Here is a 24,026-nt window from a genome sequence, read left to right as displayed (position 1 = left end):
CGCGAAAATAAAGGGGTGGGGAGGGTGGTGTGGGGAGGCGTCTTTTATCTTGCGATAGCCTTCCGCCGCCGGTGACCGGAGCCGACGGTCCTGGGCGGTCGGTCGCCTCGGCGCCGCCTGCTTTCCGGGCCGCGGAGCTTCCGCGCCTGCTCAACGGAGGGTCCACGGAACCTCAACGGCGAGGTCAACGGACGGTCCACGGCCGCCGGCGGGAAGGCCCCGGTGCGAGGGGGTGGCGATGAGGACCGAGGCCGATTCGGAGCTGGAGGCCATCGCCGGAATTGCCCGGTCTGCGTCGCGGCGCTCGCCGCTGTACCGCTGGCTCCACGCCAGGCACGACGCCTTCGCGGCGCTGTTCCGGGAGGACCGGCCGGGCTGGCAGGCCCTGGCCGGCGGATTCGCCGGGCTCGGCCTGCTGTCCCCGGAGGGAAGGCCGCTCACCCCGGAAGCGGTCCGCCACACCTGGTGGCGCGTCCGGAGGGACGTTGCCGCGTCCCGGCGCGAGGTCCCGCCGGCCTGCCGGCGGGACGCCGTCCGGACCGGGCCTCCGTCCGTCGCGGCGCCGGAAAGCCCCGTCACGGACCGTGCGGCGCCGGGTCCGGATGCCGACGACGTGCTGGCGCGCTTCAGGTCGAAGGTCAACGAACGGTCCGGAAGGAGGACGTGATGGCGAAGGATGAGGGTCGGGCATCCCCCGCTCCGGTGCTCGCGGTCGGGCTGGGGCGCGGGTACGGCGGCAAGTCCACCGGCCTGTCCGAGCTGGTGTGGCGGGCGCGGGACCGCGGCCGCGACGTCCTCGTGGCCGACGGCGACGCGCGCTCCCGGACGCTCGCCGGCATGTTCCCGGAGGCCCTGGTCCCGGAGACCGACGAACTGCCCGACGTCAAGCAGTGGCTGTCCGGCGTGCTCAACCGGATGGTCGCGGAGCGGCGCTCCGCCGTCCTCGATCTCGGCGGGGGCGACCGGGTGCTCCAGGAATACGGCCGCGACCTGCTGCCGGTCGAGTTCTGCGGCGAGTACGGCATCGAGCCGCTGGCGCTCTACTTCCTCGGGCCGGAGGAGGAGGACCTCAAGCACGTCCTGTCGATCTGGGAGGCGGGGTATTTCCGTCCCCGGCGGGTCTTCCTGGTGATGAACGAGGGCGTGATCCGGGAGGGCAGGACGATGGCGGGCGCGTTCGGGCGGACGCTGGACGATCCCGGCCTGGCGGCGATGGTCCGGGCCGGGGCGGTGCCGATCCTGATGAAGCGGTTGGCCTGCATGGATCTGGTCCGCAGGGCCGGCATCGGCTTCTACGCCGCCGCCTCCGGCGCCGAGGGGCGCGACGGCAGGCCGCTCGACCCGACCTACGCGTTCATGGTCCGCAAATGGCTGCGCGACCTCGAGGGCGAGCGGACGACCCAGGCGGACTGGCTGCCGTGAGCGGCGGGGCGCGGCGCGTCGAGGACTTCTGCGCCAGGGCCGGCATGGAGGAGGACAGCCCGCTGCGCCTGGCGCTGCTCACCGTCATGGAGGCGGCGGAGACCGCCGGGGAGGCGGCCAGGGGCGGGGCCGGGCGCCTGACGCCGGAGGGCGAGGCCGAGCTGGTCCGCCGCGTCGCCGAGGCGGCGGGCCTGGCCACCCGGCGGGAGGCGGCGCGGATCGTGCGCCGGTCGGGTTTCGCGACGGGGGCGATGCTGGCTGCGGCCGGCCTGCTGCTGGCCGGCGCCGGTTACGGCGTCGGGCGCTGGGACGGGGCGCGGCAGGGCGCCGCCGCGGTCCAGGGGGCCGCGTTCCTGGCGCAGGTCGCCGCCCTCAACGACGCGCGGGCGATGGCCGAGGAATGCCGCCGGACCCAACGCCGGGAAAAGCAGGGGATCGCCTGCGATCTGCCGCCGGTCTGGATCGGCCGGTGATGGGGGGCGGCGCTCTCCCGGCGGTCACCCGGACCGCAATGTCCCGGACGCCATCGCGGAACGGGACGCCCCCATTTGTGTCGGCATCGTGTTCGGACGGCGGGGGCGGGATCCGGACGGCGGGAACCGTCCCCTTCCTGCGCCGTCCCGACCCTGCGGGCGACACGCCGGCGCCGGCGGTCGAAGCGCCGGCGCCGACCTGACGATGCATGCCGCCTCTCTTGCGGTCGAGCCGACGCGCTTGGTAGGATGCGCGATGAACGGGAGGCAGGCGGATGAGCATCGCGGTCGGCAAGATCAGGGCGGCAGCCCAGAACCTGAAGGACAATATCGGGGGGGATCCCGGCAGGGCGCGCGATGTCCTGCGGGCCGAAGGCGTGCTCACCGCGAAGGGCACGTTGACGAAGCGGTACAGCAAGGGCCCGCAGCAGATGGCCGAATACCTCTACACGGCGGCTAGGGGCGCCGCGGTCGTGCTGTCGAGGCGGCCGACGCTCAAGGGATCGGCGGCACGGATCGCGACGCGGAGCTCGGTCGGGCGCGCCAAAGGCAAATGAGCCGTCTCCAGCCGTCGTTCGTCCTGGGCTATCACGGCTGCGACGGGGAGATCGGCGAGCGGATCCTGGGCGGAGAGACCATGGTCGCGTCGGTCGAACGGTACGACTGGCTGGGCGGCGGGGTCTACTTCTGGGAATCCGACCCGATCCGTGCCCGCGAGTGGGCCGAGTGGAAGGTCGGCAAAGGCGATTACAGGACGGCGTTCGTCGTCGGCGCCGTCATCGACCTCGGCAACTGCCTGGACGCGACCACGCGTGACGGCGCCGAGGCGATCGAGGTCGCCTATACGTCGTTGATCGACGCCTCGACCACCGCCGGATCGCCGGTTCCCAAGAACGTGAAGGCCAGGCGGTATCTCGATTGCGCCGTCATCAACCACCTGCACAGGCTCGTGCTGGACAGCGGCGAGTCTCCGTATGACACCGTTCGCGGCCTGTTCCCGCAGGGGGAGCGGATCTACCGCACCTCGGGTTTCTGGCGGCAGACCCATATCCAGATCGCCGTGGCCAACCCCGGGAATATCAAGGGCACGTTCCGGGTCAAGGCCTGAAAGGCTGCTGGCGGAGCAGGGGCCTCGGCCGGTGCCGGCCGGGGTGCCACTGCCGGCAGCCCTCGGACCGGCGTCCCGTCGGCACCGTCTTCCTTCCCGCGATGGCCTTCCGGGCTCTTTGGAGTGCCTTCCCTGTCGATGCCGTCGGGGATGACGTGCTGATCCGATCCTGGCGCCGGATGCTCCGGGGTCCGGCTTCCGGCTGCCGGATCCCGGTGTCGCCGGGATGACCGCTGTCGGGACGATGCCGGTCTGAAGGGAGCGGCTGACCCGCTGGGCCGGGTCCACAGGCCCGGCTTCGGCGGTGCCGCGTCGCGAGCGCAGGGGTGCGGCCGCGACCGGCGGAGCGGGGCGCGCCGAGGGATTCCGAGACAAGGCCGGCGGGGAGAGGGACGGCCCGCCGCGCCTGGCACCGCCTGCCGCCGCGGAGGCGGCGCGAACCGTCGGCGAGGCGATCCGGGGGAGCGCGGCCGAGAGGGCCCGCTCTCCCCCGGCGGCGCGAAGCCCGGGCGCGGGGGTCCGGATCAGCGGCTCGAGACCCCGCGCCGTTCGAAATACCGGCAGGCCTCGGTGTCGGGGCTGATCGGCTTGCCCTTGCGCCCGGTCAGGCGCCGGTACTGTGCGCAGACGAACTTCGAGCCCTCGGGCACGAGCAGCACGCAGCCGGAGCAGCGGGCGCCTGCCGGACCGGTGCCGGGCAGGGCGGCGTAGCAACCCGGCCGTGCGGCGCGGCCGGTAGCGAGCAGGGGATGGCGGTTCTTCATCATGCTGACTCCAGGACGATCGGGTTGAAGAAGGCGATGGCTCGCCGGGCGAAGCGCGGGATCGCGCCGGTCCGGCCTGCGGCAAGCCGGTCAGTGCAGCCACAGCACGCGGGTCGGCTGGGCCACCAGCCGCAGTTCGAGCTGCTCGATCCGGTCCGCGGCTTCCTCCAGGTGTGCCGCCAGCGCCTCGGGATCGATCTCGTCCGGCATCGCCCGAACCAGGAACGCCCGGGCGCGCAGGCTTTCCGCCAGGGTCAGGACGCGTTTCATGATGCCGGCCCCCGGGTCGGGGCCGTCCGGTTCGGCCGGGCGCGGCGGCACCCTCCGGCAGCGATTCCGGCGTCGGTTCCGGGAATGGGGGCCGGAGTGCTTCCGTGCGTCGCCGGCGATCCGCCGGACGGCTCGGGGCCGGGCTGGAGGGTGTGGCGCCGGGTGGGCTCCGGCGGGTCCGTGATCCGCCCGGCGTGGTGGGAGAGACGGTAAGCGTGCATGGCGTCAAGCCTCGTGCAGGGGGGAGAGCGAGAACCGGCGGCTCAGTCCGCCGCGTCGGCCCCGGAGACGGCGTGCCGGAAGGAGCGCAGCCGCTCGCGGACCAGGTCGCGCCAACCGCGGGTCTCGTCGTCGATCGACAGGCCGAGCGCCGTCAGCATGGCGACGTAGGTGCGCCAGTCGCGCGAGCAGACTTCCGGCTGGGCGAACGGGCTGTGGGCGGCGATCAGGCCGGCCGCGTGCAGCTGGTCGTCGGTCGCCAGCTCCAGTTCGATGTCGTTGGCGAGGGCGGCGGCCTCCTCGATGCTGAGCGGGAAGCGGACGCCGGGCAGGATGCTGCCCGGCTGGTAGCCGGCACCGAACTCTGCGATCGCCAGGTCAGCGAAGCGGCCGAACTGAAGGCCGAACAGGGTGGTGGCCGTGGACGCGAGGCGGCGGGCTTTCCGCTCGACCGCCGGGTCGGTGAGGAGCCAGCCGGTGAGGGCGATGCGGGTGCAGTCGGCCAGGATCCAGCGCTGGGTGCGGGTGAGCGAACAAGGCATGTCCTGTCTCCTGTCTGGTGGCGGATACGGTGGGGTCCCGCCGGGGCGTGCTCGCGGCGGGGGATCGTGGAGGGAGGGTTTCAGCGGGATGAGCCGTGCCCCGGGACCGGCTTCGCGGCGGCCGGGGCCGCGCCGTCGGGTCCCGGCAGGCCGGGAAGGATGCGGTGCCGCCGGCGCCACCGCGCGGCGGACCGGGGAGGAGGCTCTCCGGCCTGCAGGGCCCTGAGGCGCAGGTCGATCCGGATCAGGCGATCCCAGATCAGGTCGTGGTGTTCCTGATCGAGCCGCCCGGCCAGGTCGACGAGGAAGCCGGCCAGCTCGGCGTACGCCGCCTCGTGGGGCGTCATGGCGGGGCCTCCCTGGACCGGGCCGGACCGGCGGGGTTCCGCCCGGGCTTCCGCCCACGGCTCTCCCGCCGCGTCGGCGCCGGGAGAGCCGTGGGCCTGACGGGCGGCCGGTTCCCGCGGTGGCCGGAAGCCGGGGCTTCGGGCGCCAGGCCGGTCGTCATTCCGCCGCCTCCCGGACGGGTCCGGGGTCCGGCCCGGGGACGTCGAAGTCCAGTCCGGCCGGCACCCAGTCGGCGATCAGGTCCAGGCACGCCGCCTGGAGCGCCGGGCCGCAGCCAACCGGCGGACAGCCGCCGAACAGCTTCGCCATGTGTTCGACCAGCTCGGGCTTGCGGCACTCCCGCCAGCGCTCCGACAGCGCGCCGAGCCCGTTGCCGGTCAGGATCGCGTGGAGTTGCGCCTTGGTCAGGCCCTCCAGGAACCTGGCGTCCGGCCGCCAGCGGTCCGCCATGCGCAGCCGACCGGCCCGGGCGATTGCAGCGAAGATCTCCGGGCTGCGCATCGTCCCGGCCTGGACTCCCACGCCGCGCGCCACCAGCAGGGCGAAGGCCTGGAGCACCAGCGGGTACGGGGCGTCCAGGAGGGCGCGCCACCGCTCGGGATGACGCCGCGCATAGGCGTCGTCGCGGGCGGCGGGCACCACCGCCGTGTCGGCCAGCCCGATCCGGCCCAGCACCTCCCGGAGGCCGTCGTCGAGGACCGGGTTCTCCCGCGCGAAAACGTGCTCGACCATCCGCAGCCGACGCGGTCGGCTCCGGCGGGACCCGGGTTCAGCCGGTAGCCGCCGTCGATCAGCTGGTGGACCGCGATCCGCACCGCCGTCTCGGGATCGCCGCTGACGAGGTCCTGGAGGGCGTGGCTCTTGGCGGCGGCGAGCGATTGCAGCACCGCGGCGGCGTAGGGCCTGCCTCCGTCGGGGACCTCCGGAGCACCGTCGGCCCCGGCGGGATCCCCCGGCGCGGAAGCGTCCCCGAGCCGGCATCGCCCGGCTGGCTGTCCTGCGCGTCCGCGCAAGCGCTCGGGGCGGGGCCGTCGGCCCGGCGCGCGTAGCCTTCCCGGACCTGGAGACTGCCGGGCGGGTCGTAGAGCACCAGGACCACGCCGGCCGCCCGCTGTTCCGGGCTGTAGACCCCGGACTTGGCCAGCGTGTCCAGGGCCTCGAGCCGCCGCTCGGCGTCGATCCCGGCCTGGCGGGCGTCCCGCTCCTCCGCGGGATCCCCGGGATCGGGGGTTTCCCGGATGAAGGCCAGGAGGCGGTGGCACTCGGCCGCCTCGTCCTCGGTCAGCCCCCGCTGGCCCGCGCACGCCATCTCCTCGAGGTTCAGGTCGCGGGCGTGACGGCTCCAGCCGAGGCCGGGGTCGCACTCGATGACCTCGGCCCATCCCTCGGCCTTCAGCGCCGCGATGCGCCGGTCGACCTCGGCCCGCTGCATCGCGGCGAACAGCGCCGGGCTCCCGATGGTGCCCTGGTCGCGCTCGTCGAACAGGTCCCGCTCGATGACGCCGCCGGCGGCGACGTAGTCGGCGATCGGGAACAGGGCGGCGCCCACCGGCGTCCTGGCGTCGCGCAGGATGCGCCGGATCTGCCACGCGTCCCGCTGCCACGGCGGGAGCTGCCGCCAGCAGTCGAGCTGCCGGTCCTGGTCCGCCGTCAGGGTCAGCGCCTGGGCGCAGGCGATCGGCAGCGCGTCGCGCTTCAGCAGGTCGAGCAGGTCCGGGTGCAGGCCGGCCAGCGCGAGGCGCTGCCGGACCCAGAAGGCCCGGGCGCCGAAGCGCTGGGCGATCCGGTCCGGGTCGAGTCCCTGCTCGGCCAGTTTCCGGAACCCGGCGACCTGGTCGTAGGGGTGCGGCGGGATCCGCATCTGGTTCTCGACCATCGAGATCTCGACCGCGTCCTCGGGGCGGTCGAGTTCGACCGGAACCGGGAGGGAGGCCGGGATGACCTTCTCGCGGCGGAGCCTGAGCAGGGCCGACAGCCGGCGGCCGCCGGCGTGGATCTCGATCTTCTTGGGGCTGATCCGGCAGCCGCGCAGACTCTGGATCAGCGGCGGCTGGCCGCGGGCGACGCGCTCGCGCATTGAGGCGGCGAGCTCGTCCAGGCCGTCGTCCTTGCCGACGGAGCGCATGTTGCGCGGGCTGTGGCGGAGCATGCTGAGCGGGAAGTCTGGCATCGGTCGTGATCCTCCGGAAAGCGAAAACCCCCGCCGGGATCGGCGGGGGCCGGGGTCGGGCGCGTCACCGGGTCCGTCGCACCTCCTTCTTGTCGGGACCCCGCCCCGTCTCTCATTTCCAGGCGGACGGCCCGGCGGCGTCGCCGGCCGGCGCCGGCTCCTCGTCGGGGCTGGGCAGGCCGCCGCGCTCGAGCAGGAACTCGAAGGCCAGGCGCGCCTGCCGGGTGGCGGTGAACAGGGCGCGGCTGTCCGACCTCAGGTGGGCCAGCCAGTGGCTGATGTACTCGGGGTGCCGGAGCCGGCCGGCCACCCCGAAATAGGCGCACAGGATCGCGGCGCCGAACTCGGCGCACAGTTCCTCGCGGGCTGTGGCCCGCACGTCCGGGGCGGCCAGGTCGGGCCGGCCGAGGCGGGCGGGATGGCCGCTCCAGTGGACGATCTCGTGCAGCAGGGTGGCGTCGTAGTGTTCCGGCCCCTCGGCGCCGGACCGCTCGACGAAGCGGGAGAGGAACGGCATCCTGACCTGGTCGCTGGCCGGGTGGTACCAGGCCTCGTCGCCGCCGTGGCTGAGGTTGACCCCGGCGGTGACGACGAAGTCCCGGATGCGCCGGCGGGTGGTCTCGCCGTGGTCGGCGGGCAGGCCGGCGTAGAGCCGGTCGGGCAGGCCGGTGATCTGGTCCACGTTGAAGACCCGGAAGGCCTTGGCGTAGGGCACCGTCTCGGTGTCGCGGATGTGGCCGTCGCGGTCGACCCAGGGTGCGACCTTTTTCTCGAAGGTGCCGTAGCGGATGCCGACGCAGTCGCGCCGGCCCTTCGGCCGCGCCAGGGTCTCCTCGGACAGCCGGCCGCCGAGCCTCAGCATCTGGTTGAAGGTCAGCCAGCGGTGGCTGGCGTAGCCGTGGCGCCGCGCCTCAAGCCAGAACAGGAGGGTGTTGGTGCCGGTGTAGGCCTTGCCGGTGAAGCCGTTGACCGGGAGGCGGGATGCCCCGGCCTTGTTCCACGGGCAGCGCCAGTCGGCGGGGTCGACCGCTTCGAGCTGGGCGATGATGCGGTCGGTGACCTGCCGCGCGAGGTCGAAGCGGCCCGCCGGGCGGCACCCGTCGGAACCGCGTGAGGGATCGTCACCCGAAGGGCCAAGACCCCGTCCAGGGGGCTTGGGGAGCGCAGCGAGTAGAGCCCGACCCCCGCAGGGGGGCACGCCCGGAGAGCCGGGCCGGCCGGCCCGGAGGCTGTCCGGGGGGCTGGTCGTGTCGGGATCGTCCTGGAGAGTGCTCATGGTGTCTCCTGTTTCGGCATCGCCGCCGGACCGCCGCTGGCCGGCGGGGCGGGTTTTTCCGGGAGGGCCGGGCACCGGTGCGGGAGCCCGGCCGGGTTGGCTTCGGCGATCGGGGCCGGTCCCCCGCCGCCGTGCTGGGCAGGCCGGGGCGGTCAGGCCCCCGCGGCCCGGCGCCGGCGACCGGCGGCGACCCGGTCCGGGACCGCCGTCTCCTCGTCGAGGATCTCGCCGGTATCGGGGTCGTGGCCGATCCCGTCGGCGGTCGCGGAGTCGTCGCCGGGCGGATCGTTGGCGGCGTGCGCCGGATCGGTTGCGGGCCGCAGGAACAGCCGCATGTTGCCGGCGGGATCGGCGATGTAGAGGTCGTAGCCGTGGGTGTCGCGGCTGACATGGGCGACGCCGCACGCCCGGGTGTGGTAGCTGCCGTCGGAGCGGATGCGGCCGGTCGGGTAGAGCACCTTGAAGGGGGCCGGGCCTTGCGGCTGGCCGTCGCGGTCGAGGTTGGGGACCAGGAACAGCGGACGGGAGCCGAACAGGCTGTCGAGCTGGACGTTGAAGCCGGTGCCGGCGCGGTTGGGCCAGGCGGCGCCGGTCTCGATGAAGCGCTTGCCGGTGTTGAAGAACAGGCGGAAGGCGGGAGCGTTGAAGGTGGTCATGGCGTCGATCTCCTGGATGCCGGGCCGGCGGTCCGGCCGCGGGGTGGCGGGATGTCCTGCCTTCGTTTCGCGAGGACGCCCGGCTCCTCTTTTCCCGTGTGCCGGCGCGCGGGCGGGAGGCAGGGAGCGGCGGTGGCGACGGGTTTCGGGCCGACGCGACGGGTTCGGGAACGGCGCGGGGAGCGCGGGAGCGCTCCCCGCGCCGCCTTGGCGGCGGTCGGCATCGGGGACCGGGGAACCGGGGCGTCATCCCGGCTCCCCGGCGGTCCGTGTCAGGCCGGGCGGTGCTTTCGTCCGGACCGTCGGGCGCCGCCCGCCGGCGGGGTCCATTCCGAGGCCAGGTTCCGGAACAGCGGGATGTCGCCGCTGTCGGTGACCTGGACGGTCGCGACGATCCGCCGGTAGGCCTCGCAGGCGGCTTCGAGGCGCCATTCCCAGAAGGCGTGCTGCTTCTCGAGCTTGCGGTAGCGGTCGCGCAGGCGCTCGAGATTGTCCTCGCCGACGTCGCGGCTGCCGACCTCGGCCCGCAGGGCGCGCCCCTCGGCAGCGATGCGGCCCATCTGGTCGGCCGTGGTGTTGAGGTTCGAGTAGGCGTTGAGGCAGGCGCCGTAGACGGTCTGGACTTGGCACCAGGCGAGCGCCCCGTCCCAGTCGGCGAAGCTGGCGTCGGTCAGGAAGGCCCTGACCTGGGCCTCGAAGCGCTCGGCCGCCTCGGCGGGGTCGAGGTCGGTGTACTTCACCAGCGGCGTGATGCGGCGGTGATGCTTCAGGGTCAGCACCATCGCCTCGCGTTCGCGCCGCAGCCGGTCGCTCAGCGCGGAGCGGCGGATCTCCCCCAGGTCGTGCAGGTTGATGAGGCGGAGGCTCTCGCGGTGGATCTCGCCGGGCGTCATGGGCTGCGGCCGGCCGTCCTGCCAGACGATCCAGAAGGCCGGGGCGGGGAGCGTCCGGGCGGTCGCATCGGAGCCGGTCGGCCGGTGCATGTAGCCCGGCAGCTCGGGCGCCCGGATGCCCCTCGCGGCGTCATCGTGGGATCCGGCGAGCACGTCGGCCCGGACCTGGCCGGCGGGGGCGTCGGCCGGGTAGCGCCTGGCCTCGAGCCAGAGCTTCGACTGGCGGGTGAGCTCCTCGGCGCGCAGCTTGGCCTCCTCGTGCTGCTGGCGGAGTTTGAGGCGGACCGTGTCGTTCAGCTTGCGCAGGGCTTCGCCGTGGGAGGACAGGGTGAGCTTCAGCGGGGTGTGCGTCTGCGTCATGGCTTGGACTCCGGGTTCGGCTGTTGTTGACCGGTCGCGCGGGTTCCCTCTTTTTCCCGTCCTGCCGTCGGCGGGGGGGATCTGGCGCGCGCCATCGTCGCGGGGCGCGCTGCCGCGCCTCTGTCGACGCGCCTTGGGCGAACGAGGGGGAGAGCGGTCAAGGGGAGCGCAGCTCCGGCCGGAGGCCGCAAGCCACGCGCAGGGCGGCGGCGGTGCGCGAGCCGCGAGGCGGCCGGAGGGGACGGGGAGCGGGAGACATCGGGGTCCGCCTTGCGGGTCGCGCGGTGCCGCTGCCCGAGCATGGCGCCGCCCTTGACGGCCCGGGGGGGCCCCTCGGTTATGATGCCGGCGTCGAGAGAGCGGTTCGGAGCGAGCGCGCGGGACGGTCATGCGTCCGGACGCGGGGCTTGGCGGATCCGGTGGAGCCGGGCCGGCAGCCCTGCGGCCGGCGCTGGCCGTCCTGCAAGCGAGCGCGGCCGCCGGGAGGCGCCTGCCGGCCGATGGCGGAGCCGAGGCGGGACGGCCCGCCGCCGCGGCTCAAGGCCGTGGCACGGCGGTGGAGCGCGGCCGTCCAGGCCGCGCGACCCGGGCCGGGCAGGCCGCCGTCGGGGCGTAGCCGGCGTGAGGGATCGTCACCCGGAGGGCCGTGACGCGCTCGCGCGGCACGAGGAGCGCAGCGAGTAGAGCCTGGCCCCGACCGTTGGGAGGGGACACGCCCGGAGGTGTCGGCTCACAGCGAGGCGGAGCCTTCGGCAAACCCGGTGCGGTTCACAAACCAAGGACGTTGCCATGGCGGCGTGACTCAAGCCAGATGGCCTCCGATATATCCGGCGCGGTTCAATCCCTTCCGTCTGGCCGCCCACCTGCATGGTTTGCCGCTCCGGACCGACCCCGCCGCGCCGCCGATCGACCGCGGCCGGGACACCACCGGCCTGAACCACGCGGTCGGTCTGCGGGGGTGGCTGGCAGCGTCCGATGCCGACCAAGCGGCCCTGCGCGACGCCGCCCTGGACAGCCTGCGGGCCGGCGGCCGCGACCGGCCGGCCCTGTTCGCCGCCGCGCTGGGCATGCTGGAGTGGCTGGCCGGGCAGGGCAGCCGGCCGGCGATCCGCGCCGCCGTACCGCTGTACCTGCGCGAGCACGGGACCATGATCCACCTGCTGGCCGCCGTTACTGGGGGCGACGCACTGCGCGCGGGTGCGGCCGATCCCGACGGCTTCACGGTGCGCTTCCTCGACGCGGTCCGGCGCGAGGCCGCCGACGGCCGCGACCTGCTGCTGACCATGGAGCGGGAATGGCTGGCGGCGCGCGCCCGGGTCGCCCGACGCGCCGGCGGCCGGTCCAACTCCCGGCTGCCGGCGGCGGTCGACCTGCTGGCCGCCTCGCCGCTGCTCAGCGTCTCGGCCCTGGCCGAGGCACTGGGCTGCTCGGTCGAGGGCGCGTCGCGGATGCTCGATGCGCTGGTCGGGCTCGAGGGCGCCGCCGAGGTGACCGGCCGGACCGGACAGGGGGCGCGGCGGCTCTACGGGCTCAAGCACCTGCTGCCGATTCGGGCCGAGACAACCGCCGCCCGGCGCCGGGCCAGGGGCGGACCGCGCGGCCGGCCCAGGCGGGCGCTGACCCCGCCGTTCGCGGAACTGGCGACTGAGCCCCGGGAAGCCGCGGTGGCGCCGGACGCGGATCTGATCGAACCCGCGCGCTTGGCGCCGGTGAGCTTCGACTTCGAGGCGCTGGACCGGCTAGTCGCGGCGGCCGACGAGCGGACCCGCGGGGTGCGTCGCCTGCTCGACCGCATCGCCCGGGGCGACAAGCCTTTCCTGATTGCACCCCGAAAAGGCGAGCAGGAGTGAGGGGCAGTGTCATCGCTCACCAGCCGGGTGGGCCGGTCGGGCGGGGCAAGGTCAGGAAATCTCAACTGCCCTGGAGCATGCGACGCACCCTGGAACAGAATCTGTCAATGGGAATAGGTTTGCTGAGAAGCTCCGTGCCCGGTCCCAGCACTTCCCTGTCCATCGCAGTGTAGGCGTAGCCGGTCAGGAACAGCACCTTCAGGTCAGGCCGCAGTGACCGCGCCATCTCCGCAAGTTGCCTGCCGTTGATGCCGGGCAGGCCTACGTCGGTCACCAGAAGGTCGATCCGCTCCGCAGAGGTGATGAGGGGCAACGCAGCATTTCCGCTCTCGGCTTCCAGCACCGTGTAGCCCTGCTCCTCCAGGACTTCCACCAGCAACATGCGGAGAATTGCCTCGTCCTCCACCACCAAAACAGCCCCTGCCACCAGCGTCTGGGGTTCAGGGGCTGATTGGGGAACCAACCTCATTTCCTCCGCCCCATGATAGCGCGGCAGATACAGCTTCACCGAGGTGCCCCGCCCAACCTCACTCTCGAGCCGTACACACCCATCCGACTGCCGGGCGAAGCCGTAAACTTGGCTCAACCCCAAGCCGGTTCCCTGACCGACGGGTTTCGTCGTGAAGAAGGGTTCGAAGGCGCGGGACAGGACATCGGGTGTCATGCCGTTGCCGGTATCGGTCACCGCGAGCATGACGTAGTCGCCGGGCGCCACTCCGGATTCCGACGCCACATCAGCCTTGCTCATCCGGATGTTGGACGTCTCGAAGACAAGCCGTCCTCCGTCGGGCATGGCATCACGGGCGTTGATCGCCAGGTTCAGCAGCGCGCTCTCCACCTGGTTGGCGTCGACCCGGATCGGCCAGAGCCCTTCGGACAGCCTCATCTCCACCTGAACCGCCTCCCCGACCGAGTTCTGGACCAGGTCCCGCATTCCAGGCACGAGCGCGTTCAGGTTCGTGTACTCCGGCTTGAGAGGCTGGCGGCGGGCGAAGGCAAGCAACCGCTGCGTCAGCGACGCGGCCCGATCCACCGCGGTCCGGGCCGCTGCCATGTGCTGGCCCACGGTGATCTGTCCGGCCGCGAGCCGTTGCTCCACGGCCTCCAGGCTGCTGCTGATTATCTGGAGCAAATTGTTGAAGTCGTGCGCCACGCCTCCGGTCAGCTGGCCCACCGCCTCCATCTTCTGCGCCTGGAACAGAGCTTCACGCGCTTCCTCCAGGGCTTTCTGGGCCTGCCGCTGCTCCGTGATGTCGCGGGTCACCTTGCCGAAGCCGATCAAGCCTCCGGTCTCGTCGCGAATGGCGTCGATGACGACATTCGCCCAGAAGCGGCGGCCGTCCTGACGAACCCGCCAGCCCTCCATTTCGATCCGCCCCTCCCGTCCCGCTGTCCGCAGCGCCCGGTTCGGAACATCGGCGGCCCGGTCCTCGTCGGTGTAGAAGCGGGAGAAATGCTGGCCGATGATCTCGGCGGCGGCATAGCCCTTCATCCGCTCCGCGCCCGAGTTCCAGTTGGTGACGCGCCCGGTCGGGTCGAGCATGAAGATCGCGTAGTCGGTGACACCCTGGACCAGCAGGCGGAACTGCTCCTGGCTCTGGCGCAGGGCCTCCTGAGCGTTCTTGCGCTCGGTGATGTCGCGGGTGATCTTGGCGAAGCCCAGGAGTTCTCCGTGTTCGCCGCGGATCGGGTCGATGACCACGCTCGCCCAGAACTGGCTGCCGTCCTTGCGGACCCGCCAGCCTTCCGTCTCGTACTTCCCCTCATCCGAGGCGGCGGCGAGCGCCTGCCGCGGCACGCTGGCCTGCCGGTCCTCTTCGGTGTAGAAGCGGGAGAAGTGCTGGCCGATGATCTCCTCGGCCTTGTAGCCCTTGAACCGCTCCGCCCCCGGATTCCAGCTGCTCACGATCCCCTGCGGATCGAGCATGTAGATGGCGTAGTCCTTGATGGCGTCGACGAGAAGCTGGAACCGCCGATCACTGGACACTGGCGCCGAGCCAGGACCGGCTGGCAAAGCATCCACCACGATGACTCTCCAGGGCAAAGCTCAAAAACTGCCGATACTCCGCCACGCTGGAAGCGGTCAACCACCAAATCGATCTAGGCAATTGGTCGGTTTGGGGGCCGCGCTGGACATGGCACGTGCGGGCTGTTGAAGGTGAGAACTCTTGTAGGCGCCTGTCTGCCACCTCTCCGTATGAAGCGCTGGCAGAAACAGATGAATCTATCTCCAGCTGGTACTGCCTCGTCCCTAGTCACATCATGGACAGTGAAGAAGGTTGAAAATACAACTTATCGGCCGCGTCTTAGGCAAATGAGGAGGCTCCCCGGATCGAGTATGCGTTGGCGGGGCGCGATCTACGTTCCCCTCTGCAACCGGCACACCCGAACCTGAAAGGTTCCCGCGGTTGGCACGATCCGGGCATATACCGGCCCTGTCTCTTCAAGGCGCAGCCAACGTCCAGGAGCCTCCATGAAGACAAAGTCTTCGTTCTTGAGGTAATCCGCGGCTTTCGCGCTGGTGGAAAAGCTTCTGAGCGTCACGTCAGGGTACGAAGCGGGATCCATGGCGCTTTGTCCATCTGTGTCTTGTTGGATCTCATTGTGTGACCCATTCTCCCAAGCTTCAATGTATTTTCCATTTGATGACTTTTTGGCCATGTCATGACGAGTATTGTCGCATTAAGCATATTCGTTGCGGCATAGGAGTGTCGGCCGGGTGGTAGCAGCAGGATCGAAATCGAGACATGCTCAGCCCGTGCGCGTCAGGCGCAGAACCAGACCGGCATAATCCAGAGCATCCAGCAGGCGGGCAACATAGTGGTCCCGCACTCTCAAGCTGCTCGCCGTCCTACCGCGAAGGTTGGCTTCCAGGACGTCGAGGAGGTGGTGCAGCCGTGCCTGATGCAGGCCGAGGCGTCGCTGGATCGGATCGGCAAGGATCCCGGCGAAGGCCGCCAGGGTAGCGCCAAGGAGTGCCAGGCCGACGGTGATGCCGACCACCAGCTCCGTCGAAGGGGACACCGGAAGCAAGGAGTACCACAGCGCACCCAAGCCGACGCCCAGCGGGAACGCCTCGATGGCTGCCTGGTGGGCGAGCACGGCGGCGATGCTGGGGCCGAGCGTGAGCATGCCGGGCGTCATCTGGTGGAAGACGATGGCGCCGACGGACAGGCTGACAGCCGCCGTGGTGATCTCTCCCGCGGCGGTACGGGCGCCGCCGTAGGCGGTCAACGCCTGGCGCAGCCGCGTTTCGAACGCGTGGGCGCCGCGGTCATTCCCCTGTGTCGCGGCTTGCGCGAGGAGTGTCCGGATCGCCGGGGTGGCGAGCATCGCCTCGGCCAGCGGATCGCTCTGGTCTTGCTGTCCTGCCCTGTCCCCGGGGCCGGCGAGAAGCTCACCCTCGATCAACTCGGTGATGTGGCGGGATACCGCGGTCTCGAGGAACAGGTTGCGGGTGTCGAGCCAGTGAGCGGCGTCGGACTTCCCGGCCCAGCGTGCCAGCGTCGCGCAGAGCTTGAGTGTCGCGGTCGGTACGGTGAACATCAGGTTGACCGGTGCCCGGAGGATGTCCAGGCCCAACGCCCGGCGGTGGATCTTCAAGGTGCCCCGGAGGGAGAAATGCCGACCGACGAAGTCATCGACCCTGGAGTGCCGATCAGCGAAGTACCGGGTGAGCGCCGCCTCGTAGACCGCATCCAAGTCCGCCGGGGACGGTAAGGGTTTCCGGCTGCTGTCACATTCAGAAAGGCTCGGATCGGCTGGCATGGATTGATTTCAGTTCCGCGGGCTCGCACACCGTTGAGAAGCGAGATGATATGGCCGCTTCCTCTATTCCACCTCTTGCTCGACGATCGGAGCAGCCGGCACGGCAGTGTCATCCTGCAGCGGATCACGATCTTGATGTCCTCTCTCACCTTCCCTGCGGTTCAAGTCTTTCACGCCAACGGTGGGCTAAAGGATGACCGTATGCCGAATTGCGGCGATACAATGCTGCTGTCGGAGGGCGGCTCTATCTTTATTGCAAATGTGTGCCGCTTGAAAAGCGCGCAATATGGCTTGCCTGGAGACTCTGCGCCGTAGACACGAAAGCTTCGGAAATCCAGGGAGGTGCATTATGAACGCCGTCTTGGCAGCAACAAGCATTCTCTTCCTGATAGGAACGGGTTGTGCCGCAGCCGCTCAGACAGGGGAGCATCCCGAAGTTCATACGATTCTGACGCCACAGGAGATCAAGTGGTCAGCCGCCCCGCCGGTTATTCCAAAAGGGGCTGAGGCGTCCTTGCTGTACGGCGATCCGAGCAAGGCGGAGCCGTTCGTCCTGCGGCTGAAGTTGCCGAGCAACTATCACATCTCGCCTCACACGCATCCGGTTGCTGAAGTCGTCACTGTGATATCGGGCACGTTCAAGCTCGGCAGCGGAGAGACCGCCGAAAAGGACAAGGCCCAGCCCCTGCCTGCGGGCAGCTTCTTCGCCTTCAGTCCCGGTATGACGCATTTCGCTTACACCGACGAGGAAACGGTTGTTCAGATCAGTTCCATAGGGCCGTGGGGGCTGAACTACGTGAACCCTGAAGACGACCCACGTCAGAAGACGCAGTAGATCATCCGCCGGGAGTCAGGGGAAAGGTGGTGTGACTGCGGTGCGCAATCGCTCAGGGTCGCCAGGCGGCTCTTCCACCGGCCGGATATCGATAGGATCCAGCCCGACTTGTCGATCCGGATTGATCCTTCCTGCAATGCTGTGATGGCCCGTCAAGGAAAGCAATTGCGCATCGCGGTGTCCGACCCAATGGCGGGGCTGCAATGGTGGAAGTGGCAGTCATTGTAGTACCGCGCTGGTCCGAGGCGGATGGCTGAAGCCAATCCAGAGGGGATGAAGCGATGAAAAACCTTCTGATCCCGATCGAAGAGAGTGAGTTTCTGCCATCGGCCCTGCAATCGGCGGTGCTGGTGGCGCGCCGGTTCGCCAGCTACCTGGAAGGGCTGCACGTCCGCCCGGACTTCGCCGGCAGCATCGCGGCCAGCGGCATCGGCGCGCCCTACGTAATCGAGGAGTTCCGGCGCGAGGACTGGGAGGGTATCCAACGCGCGCACAGAACCTTCGAGGTCTACCTGCGCGACCGTCAGATCCCGGTCGACACCAAGCCTGAAGCGGGCGGTCCGTGGGCAGCCTTCCGAGCCGAGGCGCCGCCGGGTGACGAGTTCATCGGCCAGCATGCCCGGCTGTTCGACCTGACGGTCGTGGGCCAGCCCTCCCGCGGCGCCACCCCGCCGCGCATGGCTGTGTTGGAAACTCTTCTGTTCGACAGCGGTCGCCCGGTCCTCGTGGCGCCGCCCGGATCGCCCTCGCAGATCGGCAGGACGATCGTGATCGCCTGGAACGCCAGCACCGAGACGGCGCGCACGGTCGCCTTTGCCCGCCCGCTGATTGAGCAAGCCGACCGGGTCATTGTGCTTACCGTCGAGGGTAGCCTGGTCGCCGGCCCGTCCGGGGACGAGATGACTCGCGCCCTCGTCCGGGCTGGAATCCCGGCGCACGCCCTTCATGTTCCGCAGCATCGCGGCATTGGTGAGACCATCCTGGAGCAGACCGATAAGCTTGGTGGTGACCTGCTGATCAAGGGCGCTTACACCCAGAGCCGGTTGCGTCAGATGATACTGGGCGGGGCCACCAGCCACATCCTGGCCATGGCCAGCGTGCCGGTCTTCATGGCCCACTGAAGCGACAATCGAGGGCTAACCGCCTGGAAAGATCCTTGTTTCCGGACACCGGCAGCTGATGATTGACGGTAGAAAGTTGGATTTTTCCGGACGCTGATCAAGACGCCGCTGGCGGTTACAGGATCCAGTATGTGACGCGGCGGCATCCAAGCGTTTGTACGGGTGGTGGCAAGTAATATGGCTCAATATCGTAGCGCTGTTCTGAATGCCGATAGTCGGCCTTTGCCACGCACCGCGGTGAGGGCCACGGAGGGTGAGATGGCACTTTACCTGCTGCTCTTCGACCGGCCAGCTGATCTCGATGCCACCGGCTATCGGGAGCGTTCCAAGAGCTGGATCGCCGAGCTGGTCAGACTCAATGGTTTCCAGGAATTCTCCGCTCACTGGAACGCGCTTGACATGTCGCCGAACACCATGGCCCTGATCAGGCTTGTGTCGGCGGAGGCTGCGGTCAGCGCGTTGACCAATCCAGCGATCACCGAGATGTTCGAGGACATGAGGCAACATGGATGCCGCAACATCGCGGCTCATGCCTTCAGAAGTTCCGAGATCGCTCCGGATCCAATTATCCGGTAACACAGTAATCTGATGGACGCTGGTGCAGAAATCACCGGGCGGGCAGACTTCGCCCGATCCCGCGGCGGTCAGGTAATCCGACTGAACGCCGGCATGCCAAGGCCGGTCATCAAGGACCGTGCTTATGGAAACTATTGGGAAACTGCGGCCATTATCCGGCAGCCTGCAATCCAAAATGATCAATCTCATCATAATGTACGGAGGCGCTCGAAAGATTGTCAGTCTCTTTCACCATGTACCGCACCGTGGGCACGCACTTCCCGCATTGCGGAACGCAACCGAGATGTCGGAACAGGCCGGACGGTGTTGATATTCCCTTGCGGATCGCCGTGCAAACTTGCTTTTCCGTGAAAGCATTGCAGATGCAAACGTACACTGCTCTCTCCCTCAGATTTGTTTTTTCTTGGGCGGATTTGTTCTTATACCAACGGCATTAGACATCGACCTTCGCCCATGATCTGGTTGCGATGGATCGGATGCGCTGCGGAGTACTTGTGAGAGCCGTCCAAGCCTTGCAGCAGGCATCGACGATGGCTTCATATGAGTCGAAGACGCGATGACTGAGATAGTTCTGGCGGAGGAACTGCCAGATGTTCTCAACCGGATTGAGTTCCGGACAGTAGGGCGGCAGATGGAGCAGGCTGATGTTGTCCGGCACCTTCAGCTTGTCGCCCGGCTTGTGCCAGCCGGCACCATCGAGCACCACTACCGCATGGTGACCGCTGGCGACGTGCCGGCCGATTTCGGCCAGATGCAGGTTCATGGCGTCGATGTTGACCCGGGGCAGGACGAGAGCGGCACCGACGTCCCGGGCGGGACAGACGGCCCCGAACAGGTAGGTCCATTCATAGCGCAGGTCGCGCGCCACGCGCGGCCGGCTGCCGTGATCGGCCCAGACATAGGTCAAGGTGCCTTGCTGGCCGACACGGGCATGGGGCCCCTCCGCCCCATCCTGCCACCATACCTCGACCGGCTTGCTCCTGGCCGCCTCGGGTACTGCCCTGACTATCAGGGCGGCGAAGTTTTTTTATGCGCTTCAAGGGCTTGCGCGTCCTGTTGCGGATGCACGGGCCGAACCGACACGTGCCGGAAAGCCAGGCGCTTGAGCAACGCGCCGACGCTGCGCTCGGCCAGCACGACCCCGAACCGCCGCTCGATGCGCGCCGCCAGATCCTTCCGGCGCCACCGGATCACGCCATCCTCCGCCACATCGGGGCCGGCACGAACCCACTCCGCCACTTCCGCCTCCTGCCCGGCCGTGAGCTTCGGGATGCCCCCAGGAGGCTTGCGATCGGACAAGCCCCGAACCCCTTCGGCATTGTAGCGGTGAACCCAGTCGCACAGCGTTTGACGGTCCATGCCGCAAGTCCGGGCCGCCTCCATCCGAGGCCGTCCGTCCAAGACCAAGGTAAACCAGCGACGAAGGCACCTTTTCCACCGGTCTGTTGAAGCCGAGTTTTCCTGATGGCAGGAAATCGATGGAGGCTGCGATGGCCGATGGCGGGCACTTGGGAGACCGGGAGCAGTTCTGGCGGGATCACGTGGCGGGCTGGAGGAGCAGCGGCCTGTCGCTGCGGCTGTACAGTGAGGAGCATGGGCTGAAGGCGGGCACGCTGGGCTACTGGAACTCCCGGCTCAAAGCGCAGGCCGCCGACGCCCTGACATCATCGGCCGGATCAGAAACCGCGGCGACGTTTCTGGCGGTCCATGTCGCCGAACCGGTGGTGAGTGTCCCGGAACCGCGGGATGACCGGATCGAACTGGTTCTGAAGGGGGGTAGCGTCCTCCGGATTGGGCGTGGCTTCGACGCCATGACCCTGGACCGGCTGCTCGATGTTGTCGAGAGGCGATCGTGATTGGGCTGCCGGATGGCGTGCGTGTTTACCTGGCAGCGGGTCGGACCGACCTGCGCCGCGGCATCGACGGCTTGGCCGCACAGATCCAGACAGTGCTGCTCCAGGATCCCTTCAGTGGCCATCTTTTCGTTTTTCGGGGACGTTCGGCGCACACGATCAAGGTTCTGATGTACGACACCACCGGCTTTCTGCTGATGCAGAAACGCCTGACCGAGGGAAAGTTCATCTGGCCAAGCCCGGCGGATGGCATCGTGACGATCAGCCGGGCCCAGATGTCGCTGCTCGTTGACGGTCTGGACTGGCGATCCGCCAAGACAAAGCCCATTGCGAAGCCTCTCTTTATCGTCTGAACAGAGGTTACGTTACTTCTATGTTACTGCTTCTGCTGCTGTTTACCAGGAGGGCCGATGCGGATACTTTCTTTACATGGATGAAGCCCCGCGCGACAGCAATCCTGCGAACCCGATGGATGATCCGCTCCAGCGGATCGCCGCGCTGGAACGTCGGGTCGCGGTGCTGACGCGCGAGAACGAACGGCTGGAGACGTTCCTGGCGGTTCTGCGCCACAGGATCTTCGGCCGTTCCTCGGAAAGGATGAACCCGGACCAGCTCAGCCTGCTCGATACGGCAGCACCTGCGCCAGCCGATCCCGGCGAGGCGGAACCCTCAGGCGCGGACACGACCGGACGGCGCCGCCGCAATCGCGGGGGCCGGCGTCCTTTGCCCGATAGTCTGCCGCAGGTGGTCCGCGAGATCCTGCCCGCCAGCACGCAGTGCCCGTGCTGCAGCCGGGAGATGGCCCGGATTGGCCAGGATGAGAGCAAACAGCTCCACCTCGTGCCGGCCCATGCCGAGGTTCACGTCACCGTCCGGCCCAAGTTCGCCTGCCGGGCCTGCGGCGAGCTGGCCCAGGCACCGGCGCCTGACGACCGGCCGATCGAGCGCGGCCTGCCCACCGCCGGCACGATTGCTCAGGTCGTCATCGCCAAGTACCTCAATCACATGCTGCTGCACCGGCAGGCGGCGCACTACGCCCGGCTCGGCGTTCTGCTCGCCACCACCACGCTGTACGGCTGGGTCGAGGCGGCCGCGCGCGATCTGGCGCCGATTGCCGACCGCCTGCTCGAACTGCTGCTCCGGCGGACCAAAATCCATGCCGACGACACGCCGGTGACCGTACTCAATCCTGGCCGCTCCGGTACTCACGACGGCCGCTTCTGGGTCTACGCCGACGACACAAGGCCGCGCGGTAGCGCCGAGCCCTCGATCGCGGTGTTCCGCTTCTCCGCCGGACGGGCTGGCAAGCATCCGGGCCAGCACCTGGCGGGCTTCACCGGCACGCTGCAGGCCGATGCCTTCTCCGGCTTCGATCACCTGTATCGGGGCGGCACCATGGTCGAGGCTGGCTGCCTTGGCCATGCCCGCCGCAAGCTGGTCGATCTGGTGCGCGCCAAGGGCTCGCCGGTTGCCGCCGAGGGCGTGAAGCAGATTGCCGCGCTGTACCGCATCGAGCGGCGGATCTACGGGTTGCCGCCCGCGGAACGCCTGGCGGTGCGCCAAAGCGAGGCGGTGCCGCTGCTCAATGCTCTGCGGATCTGGCTGACCGAGCGGCTGAGCCAGGTGGCGCCGCGCAGCGAACTGGCCAAGGCGCTCGGCTACATGAACGCACAGTGGGATGCCCTGGTCCGCTACGCCGCCGACGGCATCCTGGAAATCGACAACCTGACGGCCGAGCGGGCGCTGCGCGGCATAGCCGTCGGCAGGAAGAACTGGAACGTGATCGGCTCGGATGCCGCCGGCAAGGTCGCCGCCGTGATCTACAGCCTGGTGGAAACCTGCCGGTTGAACGGGATCAACCCGGAAGCCTACCTGACCGACGTCATCGGCCGGATCGGACGGACCAGGATCCAGGCGCTCGATACCCTGCTGCCGTTCAACTGGCGACCGCCCGACGCCGGCAACCCCGCCGATCCTGGCCGCATGAACATCGCCCCTCACACCGCTGCCGCTGCCGCCTGATCCAACCACGCCAGGGCTCCCATCCGTGGGCAAGTCTTCCGCTTATCCATGACCAGGAATTTACGCGCGTGACGGCGCTCGAGTAGGTGCCTTCGTCGCTGGTTTACGATGCGAACGACGTGCGGGCGCAGCTCGAGATCCTGGACGACGAAGTCCTCGTAACCTTTGAAGCGCGAGCCGGTCGGTACGTCAGCCCTGATGATCCGGTCCTCGTGGATGACCAGCCGCTCGGTCTTACGGCGCTTCCTCCCGCGTCGGCTGTCGGTGCCCTCCGGCTTAGGCTCGGTCTTCCGCTCCATGCCGCTCGGCCGGATCACCGGCCGACCCTTCACGCCCTTGAGTGTGGCGATCTCCGCTCGCAAGTCCGCAATCGCCTGCTTCAGCGCGGCATTCTCTGCCAGCAGGCGTTCGGTCAGGGCTTCAAGGTCGCCGCGCGACAGGCCGGAAAGTGAAAGTTTCTCAAGGGCGGACACATCAGGAAAGATGGCACCAGGGCCGATCACAACCAACCCCAGCCCGCCTCATGCCTGCCCGGCCTTTTGCCCCAAGTACCGCTCGCCGCTCTAGCAAGCTGGCTCAATATAGCTTTTCAAAGATTCGCTCGGCGATGAAGTCGATAAATGCGCGAACTTTTGGAACCTGCGCGGACATTGGCGGCCAAACAAGCCAAACGCTGCCGCGTTCGTCCGTATAATCCGCAAGGACGGGCTGAAGGCGTCCCGCCGCAACGTCTTCTTTCACAAGATAGCTTGGTGCCTGAATAATCCCCAGCCCGCCGAGCGCAGCGGACCCGAGGGCCTCGCCATCATTCAGAATGATGGCCGGCTTGATCGGCTTCGCCAGTGGCGAACCCTTGAACCCCCATATTTCCGGTCGCCCGGTCGTGGGGAAACGATAATGGATACAACAATGATCGCTGAGATCCGAGGGTGTCTGAGGTGTGCCATGTTGAGCCAGATATTCGGGCGACGCGCATGTCATGAAGGTATGCGGCCCGATCCTCCGCGCGCGTAGGGTTGAATCCTCCAAATCACCCAGCCGTAGCACCAGGTCGTAGCCACCCTCAATTATATCCACTTTCACGTCATCGAGGCTGATGTCGGTCGTTACGTCCGGGAAGCAGGTCTGGAAGTCGCGAAGCGCCGGCATCACGATCTTTCGCCCTATCACCGTCGGCACGCTTATCTTGAGTCGGCCTCGTGGCGTCTTCTGGACCAGGTAAAGCTCCCGCTCTGCATCTTGAAGGTCTTTCAGGATGCGGGTGACATATCGGTATAGAACTTCGCCTTCGCCGGTCAGAGCAAGGGATCGGGTTGTGCGATTCAGCAGTCGCAAGCCCAAACGTGCTTCAAGTCGCTCCACGGCTTTGCCAACGGCCGAAGCGGATAATCCGAGCTTCCTCCCCGCGGCCGCAAAACTACCAGACTCCACAGCGACCGAAAACGCCACAAGGCCGCTAAGCGATTCGATCGAAAGGATTGCGGACATTGTGTCCAGTAT

The 24,026-nt window shown here is 68.8% G+C and carries 27 protein-coding genes; 12 read left to right on the top strand and 15 right to left on the bottom strand.

The window, feature by feature from the left end:
• The first annotated feature begins 238 nt into the window (after window positions 1–238).
• The 5 genes from JL101_RS32380 to JL101_RS32360 all read left to right on the top strand — a co-directional run bounded on the left by JL101_RS32380 (window position 239) and on the right by JL101_RS32360 (window position 3,003).
• Window positions 239–667, top strand: a complete 429-nt coding sequence (locus JL101_RS32380) for a hypothetical protein (RefSeq protein WP_203103828.1) — start codon at window positions 239–241, stop codon at window positions 665–667.
• Window positions 667–1,422 (top strand): hypothetical protein, encoded by a 756-nt coding sequence (locus JL101_RS32375; protein WP_203103830.1) that lies wholly within the window; start codon window positions 667–669, stop codon window positions 1,420–1,422. The genes JL101_RS32380 and JL101_RS32375 overlap by 1 nt, the downstream gene beginning before the upstream one ends.
• Window positions 1,419–1,895 (top strand): hypothetical protein, encoded by a 477-nt coding sequence (locus tag JL101_RS32370; protein ID WP_203103832.1) that lies wholly within the window; start codon window positions 1,419–1,421, stop codon window positions 1,893–1,895. Before JL101_RS32375 ends, JL101_RS32370 begins: the two co-directional genes overlap by 4 nt.
• 275 nt (window positions 1,896–2,170) lie before the next feature.
• Entirely contained in the window at window positions 2,171–2,452 is a 282-nt protein-coding gene (locus JL101_RS32365) for a hypothetical protein (RefSeq protein WP_203103834.1), read from the top strand.
• Complete coding sequence (locus JL101_RS32360; protein WP_203103836.1) at window positions 2,449–3,003, top strand: hypothetical protein; 555 nt, start codon at window positions 2,449–2,451, stop codon at window positions 3,001–3,003. Before JL101_RS32365 ends, JL101_RS32360 begins: the two co-directional genes overlap by 4 nt.
• Window positions 3,004–3,527: 524 nt before the next feature.
• Here JL101_RS32360 and JL101_RS32355 read toward each other — a convergent pair.
• The 9 genes from JL101_RS32355 to JL101_RS32315 form a co-directional block, all read right to left on the bottom strand.
• Complete coding sequence (locus JL101_RS32355) at window positions 3,528–3,770, bottom strand: hypothetical protein (protein WP_203103838.1); 243 nt, start codon at window positions 3,768–3,770, stop codon at window positions 3,528–3,530.
• A gap of 87 nt (window positions 3,771–3,857) precedes the next feature.
• Entirely contained in the window at window positions 3,858–4,037 is a 180-nt protein-coding gene (locus tag JL101_RS32350; protein ID WP_203103840.1) for a hypothetical protein, read from the bottom strand.
• Between the two features lie 263 nt (window positions 4,038–4,300).
• Window positions 4,301–4,798 carry a hypothetical protein gene (locus tag JL101_RS32345; protein WP_203103842.1) on the bottom strand — a complete coding sequence of 166 codons (498 nt, stop codon included), beginning with the start codon at window positions 4,796–4,798 and terminating at the stop codon, window positions 4,301–4,303.
• 80 nt (window positions 4,799–4,878) lie between these two features.
• Complete coding sequence (locus JL101_RS32340; protein ID WP_203103844.1) at window positions 4,879–5,145, bottom strand: hypothetical protein; 267 nt, start codon at window positions 5,143–5,145, stop codon at window positions 4,879–4,881.
• 157 nt (window positions 5,146–5,302) lie between these two features.
• On the bottom strand, window positions 5,303–5,878 hold the full coding sequence (locus JL101_RS32335) for a hypothetical protein (protein WP_203103846.1): 576 nt from the start codon (window positions 5,876–5,878) through the stop codon (window positions 5,303–5,305).
• Window positions 5,879–5,936: 58 nt separating this feature from the next.
• A complete protein-coding gene (locus JL101_RS32330; protein ID WP_203103848.1) occupies window positions 5,937–7,316 on the bottom strand; it encodes a ParB/RepB/Spo0J family partition protein in 1,380 nt (459 codons plus the stop codon).
• A 112-nt stretch (window positions 7,317–7,428) separates the two neighbouring features.
• Window positions 7,429–8,592: an ArdC family protein gene (locus tag JL101_RS32325; protein ID WP_203103850.1), complete on the bottom strand. Its 1,164-nt coding sequence runs from the start codon at window positions 8,590–8,592 to the stop codon at window positions 7,429–7,431.
• Between the two features lie 152 nt (window positions 8,593–8,744).
• Window positions 8,745–9,248: a hypothetical protein gene (locus JL101_RS32320; protein ID WP_203103852.1), complete on the bottom strand. Its 504-nt coding sequence runs from the start codon at window positions 9,246–9,248 to the stop codon at window positions 8,745–8,747.
• A gap of 272 nt (window positions 9,249–9,520) precedes the next feature.
• Window positions 9,521–10,501: a hypothetical protein gene (locus JL101_RS32315; RefSeq protein ID WP_203103854.1), complete on the bottom strand. Its 981-nt coding sequence runs from the start codon at window positions 10,499–10,501 to the stop codon at window positions 9,521–9,523.
• Window positions 10,502–11,298: 797 nt separating this feature from the next.
• Between JL101_RS32315 and JL101_RS32310 the strand changes: the two genes are divergently transcribed.
• The gene (locus JL101_RS32310; protein WP_203103855.1) at window positions 11,299–12,351 is read left to right on the top strand and encodes a hypothetical protein; all 1,053 of its coding nucleotides are present in this window, start codon (window positions 11,299–11,301) and stop codon (window positions 12,349–12,351) included.
• Between the two features lie 61 nt (window positions 12,352–12,412).
• On the opposite strand, the gene JL101_RS32305 is transcribed toward JL101_RS32310, so the two are convergent.
• Together JL101_RS32305 and JL101_RS32300 are read right to left on the bottom strand one after the other, a co-directional pair.
• Window positions 12,413–14,278, bottom strand: coding sequence for a hybrid sensor histidine kinase/response regulator (locus tag JL101_RS32305; protein ID WP_407697466.1), 1,866 nt, complete (start codon window positions 14,276–14,278; stop codon window positions 12,413–12,415).
• Between the two features lie 824 nt (window positions 14,279–15,102).
• Window positions 15,103–16,053, bottom strand: coding sequence for a DUF6635 family protein (locus tag JL101_RS32300; protein ID WP_203103857.1), 951 nt, complete (start codon window positions 16,051–16,053; stop codon window positions 15,103–15,105).
• Between the two features lie 415 nt (window positions 16,054–16,468).
• Here JL101_RS32300 and JL101_RS32295 point away from each other — a divergent pair, with 415 nt between their 5' ends.
• The 3 genes from JL101_RS32295 to JL101_RS32285 all read left to right on the top strand — a co-directional run bounded on the left by JL101_RS32295 (window position 16,469) and on the right by JL101_RS32285 (window position 18,651).
• Window positions 16,469–16,954 carry a cupin domain-containing protein gene (locus JL101_RS32295; RefSeq protein WP_203103859.1) on the top strand — a complete coding sequence of 162 codons (486 nt, stop codon included), beginning with the start codon at window positions 16,469–16,471 and terminating at the stop codon, window positions 16,952–16,954.
• Between the two features lie 281 nt (window positions 16,955–17,235).
• Complete coding sequence (locus JL101_RS32290) at window positions 17,236–18,075, top strand: universal stress protein (RefSeq protein WP_203103861.1); 840 nt, start codon at window positions 17,236–17,238, stop codon at window positions 18,073–18,075.
• A gap of 258 nt (window positions 18,076–18,333) precedes the next feature.
• Window positions 18,334–18,651 carry a hypothetical protein gene (locus tag JL101_RS32285; RefSeq protein ID WP_203103863.1) on the top strand — a complete coding sequence of 106 codons (318 nt, stop codon included), beginning with the start codon at window positions 18,334–18,336 and terminating at the stop codon, window positions 18,649–18,651.
• 151 nt (window positions 18,652–18,802) lie between these two features.
• On the opposite strand, the gene JL101_RS32280 is transcribed toward JL101_RS32285, so the two are convergent.
• Together JL101_RS32280 and JL101_RS32275 are read right to left on the bottom strand one after the other, a co-directional pair.
• On the bottom strand, window positions 18,803–19,027 hold the full coding sequence (locus JL101_RS32280; RefSeq protein ID WP_203103865.1) for a (2Fe-2S)-binding protein: 225 nt from the start codon (window positions 19,025–19,027) through the stop codon (window positions 18,803–18,805).
• A 57-nt stretch (window positions 19,028–19,084) separates the two neighbouring features.
• Window positions 19,085–20,127, bottom strand: a protein-coding gene (locus JL101_RS32275; protein ID WP_407697465.1) for an IS630 family transposase whose coding sequence is annotated in 2 segments (ribosomal slippage) — window positions 19,085–19,680 and window positions 19,680–20,127 — 1,044 coding nt in all. Because the reading frame shifts where the segments join, the coding sequence is not laid out codon by codon here.
• Between the two features lie 2 nt (window positions 20,128–20,129).
• On the opposite strand from JL101_RS32275, the gene tnpA reads away from it, so the two are divergent.
• The 3 genes from tnpA (at window position 20,130) to tnpC (ending at window position 22,526) form a co-directional block, all read left to right on the top strand.
• Window positions 20,130–20,507: an IS66 family insertion sequence element accessory protein TnpA gene (gene tnpA, locus JL101_RS32270; RefSeq protein ID WP_203104524.1), complete on the top strand. Its 378-nt coding sequence runs from the start codon at window positions 20,130–20,132 to the stop codon at window positions 20,505–20,507.
• Complete coding sequence (tnpB, locus tag JL101_RS32265) at window positions 20,504–20,857, top strand: IS66 family insertion sequence element accessory protein TnpB (protein ID WP_203104522.1); 354 nt, start codon at window positions 20,504–20,506, stop codon at window positions 20,855–20,857. Before tnpA ends, tnpB begins: the two co-directional genes overlap by 4 nt.
• Window positions 20,858–20,933: 76 nt before the next feature.
• Complete coding sequence (gene tnpC / locus JL101_RS32260) at window positions 20,934–22,526, top strand: IS66 family transposase (RefSeq protein ID WP_203104520.1); 1,593 nt, start codon at window positions 20,934–20,936, stop codon at window positions 22,524–22,526.
• Here tnpC and JL101_RS32255 read toward each other — a convergent pair.
• Both JL101_RS32255 and JL101_RS32250 read right to left on the bottom strand, forming a co-directional pair.
• Window positions 22,502–23,035 (bottom strand): hypothetical protein, encoded by a 534-nt coding sequence (locus JL101_RS32255; protein ID WP_203104518.1) that lies wholly within the window; start codon window positions 23,033–23,035, stop codon window positions 22,502–22,504. The two genes, tnpC and JL101_RS32255, sit on opposite strands and share 25 nt — an antisense overlap.
• A gap of 67 nt (window positions 23,036–23,102) precedes the next feature.
• Window positions 23,103–24,014 carry a LysR family transcriptional regulator gene (locus JL101_RS32250; RefSeq protein WP_203104516.1) on the bottom strand — a complete coding sequence of 304 codons (912 nt, stop codon included), beginning with the start codon at window positions 24,012–24,014 and terminating at the stop codon, window positions 23,103–23,105.
• Window positions 24,015–24,026 lie beyond the last annotated feature (12 nt).

Origin of the sequence: Skermanella rosea (assembly GCF_016806835.2) — a bacterium.
In the GTDB taxonomy this organism is placed as follows: domain Bacteria; phylum Pseudomonadota; class Alphaproteobacteria; order Azospirillales; family Azospirillaceae; genus Skermanella; species Skermanella rosea.
The sequence above is the reverse complement of the archived record's forward strand: the minus strand, read 5'-3'. Positions and strand labels throughout refer to the sequence as shown.